Annotated in this window: 15 protein-coding genes; 7 read left to right on the forward strand and 8 right to left on the reverse strand. The window is 69.5% G+C overall.

Annotated elements, in window-relative coordinates; all coding sequences use genetic code 11:
- Positions 1-40: 40 nt before the first annotated feature.
- Together G6O69_RS21380 and G6O69_RS21385 are read right to left on the reverse strand one after the other, a co-directional pair.
- Positions 41-1,330 carry a dipeptidase gene (locus G6O69_RS21380; protein ID WP_172305359.1) on the reverse strand — a complete coding sequence of 430 codons (1,290 nt, stop codon included), beginning with the start codon at positions 1,328-1,330 and terminating at the stop codon, positions 41-43.
- 67 nt (positions 1,331-1,397) lie between these two features.
- Complete coding sequence (locus tag G6O69_RS21385) at positions 1,398-1,760, reverse strand: hypothetical protein (protein WP_172305360.1); 363 nt, start codon at positions 1,758-1,760, stop codon at positions 1,398-1,400.
- 328 nt (positions 1,761-2,088) lie between these two features.
- Between G6O69_RS21385 and G6O69_RS21390 the strand changes: the two genes are divergently transcribed.
- Complete coding sequence (locus G6O69_RS21390) at positions 2,089-3,039, forward strand: hypothetical protein (RefSeq protein ID WP_172305361.1); 951 nt, start codon at positions 2,089-2,091, stop codon at positions 3,037-3,039.
- Positions 3,040-3,057: 18 nt separating this feature from the next.
- Here the strand turns inward: G6O69_RS21390 and amrS are convergent, their stop codons facing one another.
- Genes amrS through amrB form a run of 3 tightly spaced genes read right to left on the reverse strand, consistent with a single transcriptional unit; the run spans position 3,058 to position 5,563 of the window.
- A complete protein-coding gene (gene amrS, locus G6O69_RS21395; protein WP_172305362.1) occupies positions 3,058-4,122 on the reverse strand; it encodes an AmmeMemoRadiSam system radical SAM enzyme in 1,065 nt (354 codons plus the stop codon).
- Positions 4,119-4,718: an AmmeMemoRadiSam system protein A gene (amrA, locus tag G6O69_RS21400; RefSeq protein ID WP_172305363.1), complete on the reverse strand. Its 600-nt coding sequence runs from the start codon at positions 4,716-4,718 to the stop codon at positions 4,119-4,121. The genes amrS and amrA overlap by 4 nt, the downstream gene beginning before the upstream one ends.
- Positions 4,715-5,563, reverse strand: coding sequence for an AmmeMemoRadiSam system protein B (amrB, locus tag G6O69_RS21405; protein ID WP_346017074.1), 849 nt, complete (start codon positions 5,561-5,563; stop codon positions 4,715-4,717). Before amrB ends, amrA begins: the two co-directional genes overlap by 4 nt.
- Before the next feature lie 196 nt (positions 5,564-5,759).
- Here amrB and G6O69_RS21410 point away from each other — a divergent pair, with 196 nt between their 5' ends.
- Positions 5,760-6,707 (forward strand): hypothetical protein, encoded by a 948-nt coding sequence (locus tag G6O69_RS21410; protein WP_172305365.1) that lies wholly within the window; start codon positions 5,760-5,762, stop codon positions 6,705-6,707.
- Between the two features lie 41 nt (positions 6,708-6,748).
- Here G6O69_RS21410 and G6O69_RS21415 read toward each other — a convergent pair whose 3' ends face one another.
- Positions 6,749-7,687, reverse strand: coding sequence for a hypothetical protein (locus tag G6O69_RS21415; RefSeq protein ID WP_172305366.1), 939 nt, complete (start codon positions 7,685-7,687; stop codon positions 6,749-6,751).
- The gene (locus G6O69_RS21420) at positions 7,677-8,114 is read right to left on the reverse strand and encodes a hypothetical protein (protein ID WP_176397007.1); all 438 of its coding nucleotides are present in this window, start codon (positions 8,112-8,114) and stop codon (positions 7,677-7,679) included. Before G6O69_RS21420 ends, G6O69_RS21415 begins: the two co-directional genes overlap by 11 nt.
- Here G6O69_RS21420 and G6O69_RS21425 point away from each other — a divergent pair.
- Genes G6O69_RS21425 through G6O69_RS21435 form a run of 3 tightly spaced genes read left to right on the forward strand, consistent with a single transcriptional unit; the run spans position 8,096 to position 10,801 of the window.
- Positions 8,096-8,674 (forward strand): FixH family protein, encoded by a 579-nt coding sequence (locus tag G6O69_RS21425; protein WP_172305368.1) that lies wholly within the window; start codon positions 8,096-8,098, stop codon positions 8,672-8,674. The two genes, G6O69_RS21420 and G6O69_RS21425, sit on opposite strands and share 19 nt — an antisense overlap.
- 7 nt (positions 8,675-8,681) lie before the next feature.
- Positions 8,682-10,202 carry an ATP-binding protein gene (locus G6O69_RS21430; RefSeq protein WP_172305369.1) on the forward strand — a complete coding sequence of 507 codons (1,521 nt, stop codon included), beginning with the start codon at positions 8,682-8,684 and terminating at the stop codon, positions 10,200-10,202.
- On the forward strand, positions 10,199-10,801 hold the full coding sequence (locus G6O69_RS21435; RefSeq protein WP_172305370.1) for a response regulator: 603 nt from the start codon (positions 10,199-10,201) through the stop codon (positions 10,799-10,801). Before G6O69_RS21430 ends, G6O69_RS21435 begins: the two co-directional genes overlap by 4 nt.
- A gap of 96 nt (positions 10,802-10,897) precedes the next feature.
- On the opposite strand, the gene G6O69_RS21440 is transcribed toward G6O69_RS21435, so the two are convergent.
- Positions 10,898-11,782: a LysR family transcriptional regulator gene (locus tag G6O69_RS21440; protein WP_172305371.1), complete on the reverse strand. Its 885-nt coding sequence runs from the start codon at positions 11,780-11,782 to the stop codon at positions 10,898-10,900.
- Positions 11,783-11,918: 136 nt separating this feature from the next.
- Between G6O69_RS21440 and G6O69_RS21445 the strand changes: the two genes are divergently transcribed.
- Together G6O69_RS21445 and G6O69_RS21450 are read left to right on the forward strand one after the other, a co-directional pair.
- Complete coding sequence (locus G6O69_RS21445; protein WP_172305372.1) at positions 11,919-12,974, forward strand: SDR family oxidoreductase; 1,056 nt, start codon at positions 11,919-11,921, stop codon at positions 12,972-12,974.
- Positions 12,975-13,088: 114 nt separating this feature from the next.
- Positions 13,089-14,687, forward strand: coding sequence for an IS1182 family transposase (locus G6O69_RS21450; protein WP_172305373.1), 1,599 nt, complete (start codon positions 13,089-13,091; stop codon positions 14,685-14,687).
- Positions 14,688-15,183: the final 496 nt, after the last annotated feature.

Here is a 15,183-nt window from a genome sequence, read left to right on the forward strand (position 1 = left end):
CCATGCCTAGCATGGCGGCGGCGGCGACGCGAACGCCCGCTCAGCCTGCGAGTGTGCGGGCGTGGTCCTCCACGGCCTGCCACACGCGCAGCACGTTGCCCGAGCAGATCTTCTCGATGTCGGCCTCGCTGTAGCCACGCTCGAGCAGCAGGCGCAGCAGGTTCGGGTACATCGAGACGTCCTCGAGGCCCGTGGGCAAGCTGTCGCCGACGCCGTCGAAGTCCGAGCCGAGGCCGACGTGCTCGACCCCGACGAGCTCGACCACGTGGTCGATGTGATCTGCGACGAGGGCGACGTCGACCGGGGGGATCGGGTGCGCGGCGCGGTAGTCATCGGCCAGCGCCTGGCCCTCGGGGTCGGACCAGCTCAGGCCGCGGGCTTCGAACTGCGCCATGATCTCCTCGCGCTGGGCGTCGCTGGCCGCGCGGTAGTCGGCAGACAAGAACGAGCCGCCAAAATTGATCTGGATGACCCCGCCTTGGTCCGCGAGCGCGCGGATCATCTCGTCGCTCATGTTGCGCTCGAAGTCCGGCGTGAAGTGGCGGCACGAGGAGTGCGAGGCGATCACCGGCGTCGCGCTGCGGTCCATCACCTGCCAAAAGGCGTCGTCGGAGATGTGCGAGACGTCGATCATCACGCCCAGGCGGTTCATCTCGGCGACGACCTCGCGGCCGAAGGCGCTGAGGCCCTGGTGGGTGTGGCGATCGTCGTAGGACGAGTCGCAGATCGCGTTGTCCTCGCTGTGCGCCAAGGTGATGTAGCGGACCCCGCGGGCGTGGAAGTGCGCGAGGTTGGCGAGCTCGCCCTCGAGGGGGGAGCCGTTCTCCATGCCCAGGGGGAGCGAGATCTTGTTGGCCGCGAAGTTGGCGCGGACCTCGTCTGGCGTGCGCGCGAGAGCGAAGACCTCGGCGTGCTCGGCCGCGAGGGAGTGGACGTAGTCGATGTTGGCCTCGGCGAAGGCCTTGCTCGCCCCGGGCTCGGCCTGCAGCGAGGCCGGCGTGTAGATCGACATGAAGGGGGCGTCGAGGCCTCCGCTCCGGGCCTTGGCGAGGTCGAAGTTGGTCTGCGCGTGGTCGTGGACCGGCGGCGGGGGCTGGCCCTGCTCCGCGGCCTGGGCCGCCTTCATGGGCGCGTCGACGTGGCCGTCGAGGATGAGCACGCGGTGGGCGAGGGCGTCGGCTCGCGCCGCGAGGTCCCCACCTTCGCTACCGGCCGCGGCGTCGGTCTGGGTCTGCGCCTGCGCGCTGTCTTCGGGGGCCACGCTCGGGCCGCGCTCGCAGCCGGCGAGCGAGACGAGGAGTGCGAGGGGCGCGAGAGACAGCCTGGCCATGGCCGCAGTCTCGCACATCGAAGTGGCGCGGCCACGGCCCGCGCGCGACTCGAGATCAGCGCCGGCGTCACGACCAATCGGGCTCCAGCTTGCCGCCAAAGTGGTACTCGGCCCACTCGATCAGCGCCCCGGAGCGCGGGCGAATCTCGCGTTCGAAGTCGCGTCCATCGATGCGCACGACCTCTACGCTGCCGTTTTTGTCGATGGTCGCGCGGAGCACACCGCGCCCGAGATCGACGCTGAAGCCGCGGAGCTTGCCCCGGCTTCGGCTGGCGATCTCGGCGATGAGGTCCGCGGTGAAGGCCGCCATGGGGAGGACCGCGTGTCCCTCGAGATCTCGACCCTGACCGTCGGTGAAGCGCAGCCGTGCGTGGCCGCGCTGGGTGTGAAACTTGAACGAACTCAGGGGCACCAATTCACTGTTGACCATCTACATCATACTTTGCAAGTGATGATTTCGAATCGCGCAGAGTGCCGGTTCAGTGACAGTGGATTTTTGCGTTGAAGATTGAAAAATGCCGTCTGGGAGCGCGAATTGTCGGGTTTTTCGAGGCATGGAAATATTGATGATCGTGCCTGCATACATGTAAGTTCTAGTCGCGAATCATTGAAAATCGTGTGCGCGCAAAAGGCATATTCGATGCGCGTCTCGCCATTTTTTAGCAGGCCGGAATGCTTCCAGTGCAGCTGTAATCTCGCGCGCGCGCCTCAGTTTTGGGTGCAGCGGAGCGAGACCCACACCTGGTAGAGTGTGGGAGATGTCGATCCCCCTCGCGCTCGCGCCTTCGATCCCCACGCTGCCATCCGGCGGCTCGCTCAGCACCCTCGTCGGAGGGCTGTGGGCGCTGCCGATCGCCGGGGTGATCTACCTGCTCTTGGTGCTGGGCAAGCTGTTCGCGCCTGGCTGTCCGTGGAAGGACGACGATCAGCTCGGGCTCAAGGTGATCATCTCGGCGCTGCTCCTCGTGGGCACTGCGCTGTTTGCGGGCGGCCTCCAGGGCCTGCTGCACCTGCTGATCACCTTCGACGAGTTCTTGGCCACCCTCAAGATCGTGCTCCCCGATCTGCTCGTCGGCGCGATCACCTTGGGCGGCGCGCTCATGTTTGGCGTTCCGCGCACCAACCACGAGCAGTTCCCCAAGGCCATGCGCTTGACCGCCGGCGCGATCGCGCTGAGCGGGGCCGTGACGACGGTGCTCAGCCTCGACAACCTGCTGACCACGATCTTCTTGTGGCCGAGCTGGTCGGCCGTGGCGGGCTCGCTGACCACGCTGCTGACCGCGGTGATCGTCTTTGCTGGCGCGGGCTATGTGTTCGCGCGCCTGTGTGGCGTGCAGGTGCCCTCGCTGCCCGTGCCCGCGGAGCCCGGCCAGCCGGGTGTCGCTCAGGGTCAGCAGGGCTACGCGCAGGCGCAGTACGCTCAGCAGCCGCAGGGTCAGCAGGGTTACGCGCAGACGCAGCACGGCCAGCAGGGCCATGCCCAGCAGCAGCCGCAGCAGCCGCAGCAGGGCGGCTATCAGCCCCGGCCCACGCAGGGCGGCCAGCAGGGCTACGCGCAGGCGCAGCACGGCCAGCAGGGCTACGCGCAGCAGCAACAACAGCCGCAGCAGGGCGGCTATCCGCCCCGACCCACGCAGGGCGGTCAACCCCAGGGGCAGCCCGGCGGCTTTCAGCAGCGTCCGCCCGGCTCCAAGCCGCCGGGGACCTGAGGCGTTCGCCTTCGAGCTTCACGGCCGTACGCGCAGGCGTCGGCGTCCAAAGTCGCCGGGTGCAGGATCGAAGCAGCCCGCCAGCGCAGCGCCGCAGCTGGGGCAGGCGCCCGCGGTGTCGAGGCGATACTCGAGCAGCGCGTACCAGTCGCGGATGATCAGCGCCTGCCCACAGCGCGCGCAGCTCGTGGTGTCGCCTTCGATGTCGTGGACGTTGCCCGTGTAGACGTGGCGCAGGCCGACCTGCCTGGCGATGGCCCGGGCCCGGCGCAAGCTCGCGGGCGGGGTCGCGGGTACGTCGAGGAGCTCGAAGTCGGGGTGGAAGGCCGAGAAGTGCAGGGGCACCTCGGGCCCGAGGTGCTCGAGGATCCACTCGCACTGGCGGCGCAGCTCGGCCTCGCCGTCGTTGTGCCCGGGGATCACCAAGGTCGTGATCTCGAGCCAGACGGCGGTCTCGCGCGCGAGGTACTCGAGGGTCTCGAGCACGCTTTGCAGGTGGGCGCCGGTCAGCGAGCGATAGAAGTCCTCGGAGAAGCCCTTGAGGTCGACGTTGGCGGCGTCGATGACCGCATAGAGGTCTCGACGTGGCGCGGCGTGGATGTAGCCGGCGGTCACGGCCACGGTCTTCAGGTCTCGCTCGTGGCAGGCCGCGGCGATGTCCATGGCGTACTCGATGAAGATCGTGGGGTCGTTGTAGGTGAAGGCCACGCTCTTGCAGCCGTGGCGCGAGGCGGCCGCGGCGATCGCCGTGGGCGAGGCTGTCTCGGCCAACGTGTCCATGTCGCGGGACTTGGAGATGTCCCAGTTCTGGCAGAACTTGCAGCTGAGGTTGCAGCCGGCGGTGCCCAGGGAGAGCACGGAGGACCCGGGGTAGAAGTGGCTCAGCGGCTTTTTTTCGATCGGGTCGATGCACAGCCCCGAGGACCGGCCGTAGGTGGTCAGGGCCAGGGCGCCGCCTTGGTTTTGACGCACGAAGCACAGCCCGCGCTGGCCTTCGGACAGGGCGCACTCGCGGGGGCAGAGATCACAGACGACCCGGCCGTCGGCGCGGGGGTGCCAGTAGCGGGCCGGGTGGGCGCTCACGCCCGCTCCGAGTCGCGGGCGCTCGGCGGCTGGGCGTGGTGGGGCTCGAAGTACTTGTCGACCTCGAAGCGCTCGAGCTGGACGTCGGCGGCCCAAAAATCCATGCCCAGGCCGGCCTTGCGCTTGAGGTGATCGAGGAACTCGCGGGGCGTGGGCAGCGAGCCCCAGACCTGGGGCAAGAACACGCCCCGGTGGCCGCGCCAGCGCAGCACCAGGCCGTCGATCTCGGGGCGCAGGGCCGCGCGGGCCTCGGCCTCGGTGGTGAAGCGCAGCGGCGAGCGTGGCCCGAGCACGGAGACGCTGAAGTGGGCGCTGGGGAATTCGTCGGCGCGCAGAGGTCGGCTGCGAGGGTCGCGAAAGGCGGCCATGCGCGCGTTGTGGACCACGTCCTCGCGCAGCGGGCGGTGGGCCTCGATCGTCCCGATGCAGCCGTGGAGCTGCTCGCCGCGCTCGATGGTCACGAAGGTCGCCGCGGGCTCTTGGAGCCAGGGGGAGGCCTCGATGGTGGCCGCCGGCGGCAGCGGCCAGCGCATGCCCAGGGTCTCCGCGACGGCGGCGCGGGCCAGGCCGAGGAGGATGTCGCCGCGTGTACTCATGGCAAGACCTCGTGTTCGTGTTCGTATTCGTGGACGCAAAAGGCCGCGTAGCCCACGACCTGATCCCGGGGGCCGGCCGTGTCTCCAGAGCTGCGCAGATCGAGGAGCTCGATGTCCAGCGGCCGCCGGCGCCCGAGCTCGAGCAGGCCGTCGATGCAGCGCGCTCCGCAGGCGCGCTTCGGGTCGATGCCCGGGCCATGGTTGGCGACGATCTGCGCGGCCGTGTCCGCGTCGAGGCGCCGCGCCTGGTCATAGCCGTGGTAGTGGGAGAGGTCGCTGGAGATCACGATCAGCGTCTCGGGGCCGCCCCAGACCTGCTCGAGGAGCGCGGCGACTTGGGTCGGGCTGGCCGCGCCGACGACCAGGGGGAGGATCGTGAAGTGGTCCAAGACGCGCTGCAAAAAAGGCAGCTGAACCTCGAGGGCGTGCTCGAGGGCGTGGGCCTCGTCGCTGTGGACCACGAAGGGCAAGGCGGCGACGCGGGCCGCGAGCTCGGCGTCGACCTCGAGCGCGCCCAGGGGGGTGGTGAAGCGGCTCGCGGCGGGCAGGGCCACGCCCTCGACGTAGACGCGGTGGGCCGGGCCGAGGAGCACGACTCGATGGATGCGCGCCGCCGCGGCCCGCAGGTGGACGTAGGCGCTGGCGGCGATGGGGCCGGAGTAGACGTAGCCGGCGTGCGGGGCGATCAGGGCCTTGGGCACGGCTTGGGGCACAGCCATCGACGCGCCCGGGCGCGCGGGCAGGGGGGCCGCGTCGAGCAGCTCGTCGACGGTCTCGGCGAGCTGGGCTGGTCGACCCGGATAAAAGCGACCCGAGACCGCGGGGGGGCGGGAGTGGGCGTGCACCCTTCGAGCATGCCAGGCGCCGGGGCTGGGAGTCCCGCAGATGCTGCGCAGGCGGGCTTTGGTGGTCCTTCTCCGCGATGTCGGCGGCGAGCGCGAGGACGGCGGCGGGGGCGGCACCCGGCAACGCTGGAGCGTCGTGAATTTTTTTGAGCCAGCTGCGTTCGATCGCTGACGCTGGCGACGAAAGGGGCGGTGCATGAAGACCTCCAAGCACCTCGTCCTCACCGCTCTCGCCACCTTCGCTACCCTCACCTCGGCTTGCGACGTCGATGAGGCCGGTTACGAGCCGATCGCCATGGAGCCCAGCGAGGGCCTCGACGTGAGCGCCTCCGGTGACGAATCGCTGCGCGCCTCGACGCTGACCTGCGATCTCGACGAGCAGGCCGCGGTGGGCGGGCTCTACTACCCGGGCTGGACCTGTAACGACGCCATCGCCAACGCCGAGAGCAGCCTGTCGAGCTGGCACTACCGCAACGCCTGCAACCAGCAGGTGGGCAGCGACATCGACTCGCCCGTCGACGCCGCCCAGGTCACCAACTGCACCAACGACGGCAGCAACGCGATCGTGACCGTGGATCTGTGCTGCGAGGCGCCTCCCGGGCTGACCTGTGACCTCGACGAGCAGGCCGCGGTGGGCGGGCTCTACTATCCCGGCTGGACCTGCGACGACGCCATCGCCAACGCCGAGAGCAGCCTGTCGAGCTGGCACTACCGCAACGCCTGCAACCAGCAGGTGGGCAGCGACATCAGCTCGCCGGTCGACGCCGCCCTGGTCACCGACTGCACCCACGACGGCAGCAACGCGATCGTGACCGTGGATCTTTGCTGCGACGCGCCCTCGGCCGTGAGCGCGGAGCCGGTCGGCACCCGCAAGATGTGCATCGCCGGCGGGACCGCGGCCGAGATGCTCGCCGACTGTGAGGACGGCGCCCAGGTCAACGTCGACCTGTTCACCGGCGGCACCTGGGACACGCAGGAGTTCATCAACCAGTGGGGCGACCCTTGCCCGGCCGGGACCTCGATCGTCCCCAACAGCCAGTACTACGTCGCCAACTCGTGCAACCCGCTGCCCAACGTGGGCGTGGGCTGTGGCGGCGCGGGCTCGTACAACTACGAGTTCCAGATCGGCGTGTACTGCCAGTAGTCGCGGCTTGCGTGGGCGTGGGTGTGGGCGTGGGCGTTTGCTCAGAACACCACGCCCACGCCCACGCTCGTCCCGAAGTCGAAGTCTCGACGCGGGGTGAAGGGCGCCTGAAGCGAGAGGTTGAGGGACCAGCGCGTGTCGATGTTCCAGGCGAAGGTCGCCAGGGCCGTCGCGCGCGTGGCCCCGACCTCGCGCTCTTGCTCGCCGGCGCGGTTGCCCGCGCAGTAGGCCAGCTCGCCGGCGACGCTGCGGCAGGCGTTGACCGTGCGGACGTCGACGAGCACGCCGCCGCCCACGGCGATCTTGCCCTCGAGCAGGCGGCCGCCGACTTGGGCGCCCGCGCTGAGATCGAGGGCGACGCCGGCAGGACGCCACTCCATCGTCGCCAGGCCGAGGGCCTGCCAGTAGAGCTTGGCGTAGGTCCGCGTGAAGATCAGGCTCGGCGTGAGTGTCCAGGTCCGGCCGGCGTCCACGGTGGTCCGAAAGCTGCGCGTGGGGAAGCTCGCCGCCACACCGAAGGTCAAGGTGCGGTGGATCAGCTTGTCGGCGTAGGGGGTCATGCGGACGAAGGCACGGGTGTCGCCGTAGCCGACGTGGGTCTGGTCCTCGGCGTCGGTGGGGTGCTCGGCGATGACCGTGAAGGGCAGCTGGGCGCCAAAGGAGAGCGCCGGGATCGGGGCGTACTCGCCGAGCAAGGTCAGCTCGTTGCGCTGGGCGGGGACGAGGCCGGAGCCCGTGTGGGTGAACTCGTCGAGGAGCATCAGCCGCGTGCTCGCCGAGGCCCCGCGGCTGCCGAGGCTGTTGATGCTGCGCACGCCCTCGGAGCTGCCGTGGCCGGCGACGTGGTGGGCGCGGGCGCGGGCGGGGAGCAAGGCGAGGGCCGCGGCCACGAGCAAGGTCGAGAGCGCCGCGAGCACCCGCCGCGGCGCGTTCAGGGCGGGGCGGCGGGGGCAGAGCGCGCTGCGACGTTCAGGGCACACGCGGGCCCGCTCCTCGCTGGGCGTGGCGCCCGGGGCTCGGTTCGCGCACGCGGTGGCAGCCGGTACAGCTGCGCTCGTCCGCGAGCATCCAGTCGGCGACGATCGGCGCGGCCGTGGGCGTGTCCGGCTGGGCCAGGGCGTCTCGCTCGCTGACGTGGCAGCCCATGCAGACCTCGCCCGTGGTCTGCGGGTGCAGGGCCTCGTGGACTCCGCGTGCGCGCAAGTTGGGCGCGAAGCTCGACAGGCAGCCGAGCCCGCCGAGCGCGAGCAGGACGAGCGCGGCGAGCGAGCGGGAGGGCGAGGGCACGCGGCTTCCTAGCCCGGCGGCGCACAGGCGTCCTGCGACGTGATGACGCCGCGACATCTTGTCGCAGCCGTGGACCCAGCCACGCCGGCTAGCCTGCCGCCATGTCTCGGACCTGCGCATTCGGACCGATCGCGGCGCTGTGCCTCGTGCTCTTCGCCTGCGACGACGATGGCATCGGCTCTCCCTGCGAGAGCGCGACGGACTGCGACATCGAAGCCGGGCAGATCTGCGACATCCACGATGGCCTGGGCACCTGCCAGGAAGACCACGACCACGGTGAGGACGAGGACAGCGACACCGAGAGCTCGGTCTGCGCCCAGGAAGCGCGCGGTGATCACTTCGCCGTGGGCCTGAGCCGCTCGGGGGAGCTCGTCCGCGCGACCTTCGTGTCCGCCGCACCGGCGCCGCCGGCCATGGGCGACAACACCTGGGTGCTGAACTTCACGGACGCCGACGGCCTGGTTCTCGACGAGCTCGGGATCACCGTCACCCCGACCATGCCCGATCACGGCCACGGCAGCAGCGTCGCCCCCGTGGTCAGCGCGACCGGCAACCCCGGGGAGTACAGCGTCGCCAGCTTGGATCTGTACATGGAGGGCTACTGGGAGGTCGCCTTCGCGCTCGAGCTCGCCGAGGGCGGGGCCCAGGACAGCCTGAGCTTCGGCTTTTGCGTAGAGTGAGCGGCGCATGGGCGCGCGCGACAAAGTCAGCGGTGAGGGCGATCGCCAGCGGCCCGTGGGAGCGCTCCCTCCAGCCAACGCGCGCATCACCTTGCGCAACCTGATCGCCGCGCGCTGGGTGCTGGTCGCCCTCGTCGGCGCGGCGGTGATCCTGGCGGTCCTCGCGGGAGACAGCTTGCCGGCGGGCCTGATCCCGCGGAGCGAGCACCCGTTGGCGATCATGATCTGCGTCGCGGTCTGGGCCGGCCTCAACCTCGGGAGCATGTCGGCGCTGCGCCACGATCGCGCCAGCGAAGGCCTCGCCGTCGGCCACCTGCTGATCGACGTCGTCGCCCTGACCTTCGTGCTCGCGCTCAGCGGCGGCCCGGCCAACCCCTTCACGACCCTCTACTTCTTGCCGATCACCTTGGCCACGCAGGTCTCGCCGCGCTGGACCTGGGCGCTGGCGGGCTTTTGCGTGGCCTGCTTCGCGGGGCTGTTCGCGTTCGCGGCCGTCGAGGAGGGTGCGCACGCGGTCGAGGACGCGGTGACCATGGTCTCCATGGAGCACGGCGGCTCGCCCATGACCCATGACGGACATGACGAGCATGACGAGCACGACGGACATGGCGAGCAGGCCATGCACGACATGCACGACATGCACACTGGCAGCGAGGCGAGCGCGCAGGCCGAGGCCGCGAGCGGCCACGGCGAGCACTTCGAGGGCCACCAGCGCGGCATGTGGGTCGCCTTTGGCATCGTCGGCGCGCTGATCACCGTGTTCGTCCAGCGCATCGCCCTGGCCCTGGCTCGCCAGCGCGACGAGCTCGCGCGCCTGCGCCAGGTCGCCCTCGAAGATCGCCACCTCACGGCGATCGGCGCCCTCGCTGGCGGGGCCGCGCACGAGCTCGGCACGCCCTTGGGGACGATCGCGCTGCTCGTCGACGAGCTCCCACACATGTCCAAGGAGGAGGCCGACGAGGCCCGCGAGACGGTGCGCGAGCAGGTCGCGCGCTGCAAGCTGATCGTCTCGCGCATGGCCAGCCCCGAGCTGCGGGTCAGCGCCCTGGGGGTCGGCCACTCCTGGCCGATCACCGCGCTGCTCACCGAGCTCGACGCGCTCCCGACCCTCGAGCCGCCGCTGCGCGTCGAGGCTCGCGGCGACGTGGCCACCCGCCACTGTCGCCAGCCCCTCGAGGTCCTCAGCCAGCTGCTGCGCGAGCTGGTCAGCAACGCGGCCGAGGCCTGCCGGCAGACCGGAGATCACAGCCGGGGTGTGTCGGTCGCGCTCGAGGCCCGGGGGGATCGGCTGATCATCGAGGTCCGAGATCAGGGGGTGGGCATGGACGCCGAGGGCCTGGCCGCGGCTTTTGATCCTTTTCACAGCACGCGGCCGGAAGGCCAGGGCATGGGTCTGGGCCTCTACCTCGCCCGCGCCCACCTGCGCCAGCTCGGGGGCAGCATCGAGCTCGACTCGACCCCGGGGGAGGGCACCACGGCGCATGTCGAGCTACCCTTGGCCCACGCCGACATGGAGGACCAGCCATGAGCGCAGACAGCCCCTCGAGCGCGGAGACCATCATGATCGTCGATGACGATCGCGCCTTTTGTACGGCCCTCGCCGGCGGCCTGCGCCGGCGCGGCTTTGGGGTGGTCGTGGCCCACGACTACGACGAGGCTCTAGCCGAGGCCGAGGCCTGGCGACCGGACCGCGCGGTGATCGATCTGCGCATGCCCGGGCACAGCGGCCTCGAGGTCGTCGCCAAGCTGCGCCGGCTGCTGCCGGGGCTGCGCATGGTCGTGCTGACCGGCTTTGGCTCGATCGCCACCGCGATCGAGGCGATCAAGCTCGGCGCCGTCCACTACCTGACAAAGCCGGCGTCCATCGACGAGCTGCTCGCGGCCTTCGACCGCACCGAGCCGGTGCTCCTCGACGCTCCCGCGGCGACCACGGCCACGCCTTTGGATCAGCTCGAGTGGGAGCACCTCCAGCGCGTGCTGACGGACTGCCAGGGCAACGTGTCCGAGGCCGCGCGGCGCCTGGGCATGCACCGGCGCAGCCTCCAGCGCAAGCTGGCCCGCGGCTACAAGGGCGGCGAAGAGGGGGGCGAGGGCGGCGAGGGCGGCGAAGACAGCGACGAGGACTGAACTGGAGCCCGTGGGCCGGACAGGGGTCGACCGGACTCGACAAGCTCGCGGTCGAAGACAGCCCCGCGAGTTGGGAGCGGGCTCGGGTCGCCTGAATCAAGCTCCGTCCGCGTCCACGTGGGCGTCGAAGTAGTCGGCGAGGGCGTCGAGAGTCGCGCGGATCCTCGGGACCTCGCGCAGCTCCCGGTGGACGGCGGTCCAACAGGGCAGGGCCGGGAGCGCCTCGGGCAGGGGCAGGCGCAGGAGCCCGGGCTCGCTGCTGCCCACGGCGACCGGGAGCACGCCGAGGCCCACGCCCAGGCAGATGGCGTCTTGGAGCACCCGCGGAGAGTTGGTCGACAGCGCCACGTTGGCCTTGGACTCGGCGAGGAGGCGGCCGAGGCCGCCGAGCTGCGCCTGCTCGTGCTGAACCACGAAGGGGGCGCGGCCGAGGTCGTCGGCCACGGCCGCTGCGCCGCCGAGGCGCTCGATCAGTGCGCGCGCGCCGTAGAGTCCCAGCTGGAGCTCGCCGAGCTTGCGCTCGACCACGTCGGCGGAGCGCGAGCGAACCGTGCGCAGCCCGATGTCCGCCTCGCGCTGGCCGATCGCCGCGCGGCGGTTCTCGATCACCAGCTCGAAGCGCAGCTTGGGGTGGCTGCGGCGCAGCGTCTCGAGCACCTCGACCAGGGCCGGCGCGAAGCCGCCGCCCGCCGAGATCTTGACCTCGCCATCGATCTGCCCCGCGCGGTGCAGACCGCCGATCTCGAGCTCGAAGTCCCGGGCCGCGCGGACCAGGGCCTCCGCGCCCGGCTCGACGAAGGTCCCCTGGCTCGTGCGGATCACCAGCTTCTGACCGAGGCTATGCTCGAGCGCCGACATGCGCCGGGTCGCGGTCGCCGTGGACATGCCCAGCTCCCGCGCCGCGGCCAGGAAGGAGCGGTGTCGGTGGACCGCCAAGAGGATCTTGAGGTCGTCCCAGGAGGGCTGCTGGGATTTTGTCACCTAAAAACGATCTCACGCAGGCTGGCCTTCATCAACGGATACTGCGCTCAGGGATGCATTTGTTTTTCATTGGTGAAAAACAGGTTGTCGCCCCTGGGTGTACCGCCGGCAGGCGTCGCGGATCACCATGGGCGCCATGAAGACCAAGCCAACGCTCGCCTTCGTCACCGGCTCCACGGGCCTGCTCGGCTCCAACCTCGTCCGCGCCCTGGTCGCGCAGGGTATCCGAGTCCGCGCCCTCGCCCGCTCGGCCGACAAGGCTCGCGCGCAATTCGAGGGCCTCGAGGGCGTCGAGGTCGTGGTCGGCGACATGTTGAACATCGGGGGCTTCGAAGCGGCGCTGAAGGGCACGGATGTGCTCTTTCATACCGCGGCCTACTTTCGCGAGAGCTTCCAGGGCGGCAGCCACTGGGCCCAGCTCGAGCGCGTCAACGTCCAGGGGACGCGCGAGCTGCTCGAGGCGGCGCATCGCCAGGGGATCCGTCGCTTCGTTCACACGAGCTCCACCGCCGTGCTCGACGGCCCGCCGCGCTCGACCATCGACGAGACCATGGCGCGCCAAGAGCCGGTCGAGAGCGACTACTACCGCAGCAAGCTCTACTCCGACCGTGAGGTCGAAGCCTTCCTCGACCGCCACCCCGAGGTCGACGGCTGCTTCGTGCTCCCCGCCTGGATGCACGGCCCGGGCGACGCCGGCCCGACCGCCGCCGGTCAATTCACCCTCGACTTCATGCACGGTGACTTGGCGGGCATCCCCCCGACGACCTTCGCCTTCGTGGACGCGCGCGACGTGGCCGAGGCGATGATCGCCGCGGCCACGAAGGGGCGCCGAGGCGAGCGCTACCTCGCGGCCGGGCGCCACGTGGACGCGGCGACGCTCTTGCAGATCTACACGCGGGCGACCGGACGCGAGGGCCCCAAGCGCAAGATCCCCGTGCCTGTGGTCTATGTGATCGCCACGCTGAGCGAGGCCTACGCGTGGCTGACCGGGCGCCCCGTGCTGCTGAGCATGGCCACTGTCAGGACGGTGCGCGGAGAAGCGGAGCGGACTCGCTTCGACTCCAGCAAGAGCGAGCGCGAGCTAGGGGTCCGCTTTCGGCCGATGGAAGAGACGATCCGCGACGAGGTCGCGTGGTTTGGCGAGCGCGGGTTGATAAAGGCGGACGCAGGGGAGCTGGCGCGGGCGAGCTGAGCGGGCTCCTAGAGCGGCGATCAGTTTGAATTGTTAATAGATTCCGATCGCTTAGCGGCGCGGTTCGACAACGTCTGGCGGTCGTGATCCCGTAGGCCTCGCACGAGGCCACGCATGACGCTCCCCCGCTGGAACCCTCCCGTCACTCTGTCTCCCCGCGAAGCCCGCATCCGCAAGCGCGTCGGCAAGAAGCGCAAGCTGTTTGGCTTCCTGTGTGACCACCGGCTCGAGCTGTTCGACGACGACTTCCAAGCCGAACTCGAGCAGATGTACCGCGACACCGGAGCCGGGAAGAACCCGATGCCGCCCGCACTGCTCGCCATGGCCCTACTGCTTCAGGGCTACTCCAACGCGTCGGACTCGGAGGCCGTCGAACTCGCCGCCTGTGATGCTCGATGGCAGCTGGTCCTCGGCTGCCTTGGTTGCGATGACCCGCCGTTTTCCCAGGGCTCGCTGTTCAACTTCCGCGAGCGGCTCATCGCTCACGACATGGACCGCAAGCTGCTCGAGCGCACTCGGGAGCTCGCCAAGCGAACTGGCGCCTTCGACTTCAAGAAGCTGCCCAAGAAGCTCGACGTCGCCGTGGACTCGAGCCCGCTTCGAGGTGCGGGTCGGGTCGAGGACACCTTCAACCTCCTCGCTCACGCGGCGTGGAAGGTCGTGCTGTGCGTCGCCGAGCTACGCGCTCGACCGGCGGAGCTGCTCGTCGACGAGCTCGGCATCCCGCTGCTCGCGGAGCCGAGCATCAAGAAGGCGCTCGATATCGACTGGTCCAACCCTGCGGCCAAGAGCGCGGCGTTGAACCGTTTGCTCGGACAGATTGAGACGCTCGAACAGTGGGTCGAGACGAACCTGTCGAGCGAGAGCAGCAAGCCTCCGTTGCAAGACCAGCTCGCGCTACTCGAGCAGCTACGTGGACAGGATCTCGAGCCCGACCCCGACCGCGGAGGCCAGCGCATCAAGCGGGGCGTGGCGAAAGACCGGCGTGTGTCCGTCGAGGACCCCGACATGCGTCACGGTCGCAAGACCAAGACGAAGTCCTTCAACGGATACAAGCGCCACGTCGTCGTCAGTCTTCACACCAAGCTCATCCTCGCTGTGACGGTGGCTCCGGCGAACCAGCCGGAGAAAGACAGCCTCCCCACGCTCGTCGACCGAGTCGAACATCTGGGCCTCGAACTCGCGAGCCTGCACTTCGACCGGGGCTACATCGAGAGCTCGGACGTCCCCGAACTCGTGGCCAGCGGCGTCGAGGTCATCTGCAAGCCATGGCGGCAGTCCAACGGCGACAAATTCGCCAAGACCGACTTCAGCCTCGACTTCGTCAGCCAGACGGTGACCTGCCCAGGGGGACAGACCCAACCCATGCTCCTCGGCGAGAGCGCCCGCTTCGAGGCTGATGTCTGCAACGCCTGCGAGCTCAAGCCCAAGTGCACGACCTCGGACCGGGGCCGAGGCCTCCGAATCGCCGCCAACGAGCCGTTGCAAGCGAAACTACGGGTCCTCCAACGAGCACCGCGCGGACGCGCGCGACTGCGACAGCGCGTCGTCGTCGAGCATACGCTCACTCATGTCGGCCAGCGCCAAGGCAACCGAGCTCGCTACCTCGGCATGCGCAAGAATGAGTACGACTCCACGCGAGCGGCAGTGCTCGTCAATCTGCAGGTCATCCAGCATGAGCTGGAGTGCCCGAAGCTGGCAAATGCGGCGTAGCTCACCGAATTCAAACTGGTCGCCGCTCTAGGCGGCCCAAGTTTGCTGTCGACCCTGTCGTGCCCGGGGAGTAAGCTGCCTGGGCGCCCATGCAGATCACGCGGAACACCAGCTCCATGGTCGCGGGGGGCGGCGCGCAGGTCGATCATTTGGGGCGACAGTGGTGCGTGGTGGTCGTCGCGGTGGGCTTGGTCCACGGACGTGAAGGTCGAGGCGGAAGGGGGGCCGGGATTTCAATGATCGGGTGGTGGCGCTGTGATGTACACGGATTTTGACTGGGAGGGGAAGGGGTGCTTCGGGTTTTCGACTTCGCCCCCGAAGTCCTCGTTTTCAAACCCTAGGATTGACCCCGGGAAGGCCTGGGTTTCAGCCTATCAGAGCGCGGTGTGTGGAGATTTTCGTCATGTTCGCGTTGCGCTGGATGTGGCAGGCGCGAGTCATGACGTTCTTCATACATCATGTCGTGACTTGATGGGGCTCGCGGAGCCAGGAAGTG

The sequence above is a fragment of the Pseudenhygromyxa sp. WMMC2535 genome (genome assembly GCF_011083025.2).

Bases quoted from the DNA above. Each gene is read 5' to 3' on its own strand.
- G6O69_RS21420 (WP_176397007.1), bottom strand. From the start codon at position 8,114: ATGCGCAGGTCCGAGACATGGCGGCAGGCTAGCCGGCGTGGCTGGGTC.
- G6O69_RS21390 (WP_172305361.1), top strand. From the start codon at position 2,089: ATGTCGATCCCCCTCGCGCTCGCGCCTTCGATCCCCACGCTGCCATCC.
- amrA (WP_172305363.1), bottom strand. From the start codon at position 4,718: ATGAGTACACGCGGCGACATCCTCCTCGGCCTGGCCCGCGCCGCCGTC.
- G6O69_RS21385 (WP_172305360.1), bottom strand. From the start codon at position 1,760: ATGGTCAACAGTGAATTGGTGCCCCTGAGTTCGTTCAAGTTTCACACC.
- G6O69_RS21430 (WP_172305369.1), top strand. From the start codon at position 8,682: ATGGGCGCGCGCGACAAAGTCAGCGGTGAGGGCGATCGCCAGCGGCCC.
- G6O69_RS21445 (WP_172305372.1), top strand. From the start codon at position 11,919: ATGAAGACCAAGCCAACGCTCGCCTTCGTCACCGGCTCCACGGGCCTG.
- G6O69_RS21435 (WP_172305370.1), top strand. From the start codon at position 10,199: ATGAGCGCAGACAGCCCCTCGAGCGCGGAGACCATCATGATCGTCGAT.
- G6O69_RS21425 (WP_172305368.1), top strand. From the start codon at position 8,096: ATGTCTCGGACCTGCGCATTCGGACCGATCGCGGCGCTGTGCCTCGTG.
- G6O69_RS21380 (WP_172305359.1), bottom strand. From the start codon at position 1,330: ATGGCCAGGCTGTCTCTCGCGCCCCTCGCACTCCTCGTCTCGCTCGCC.
- G6O69_RS21450 (WP_172305373.1), top strand. From the start codon at position 13,089: ATGACGCTCCCCCGCTGGAACCCTCCCGTCACTCTGTCTCCCCGCGAA.
- G6O69_RS21410 (WP_172305365.1), top strand. From the start codon at position 5,760: ATGAAGACCTCCAAGCACCTCGTCCTCACCGCTCTCGCCACCTTCGCT.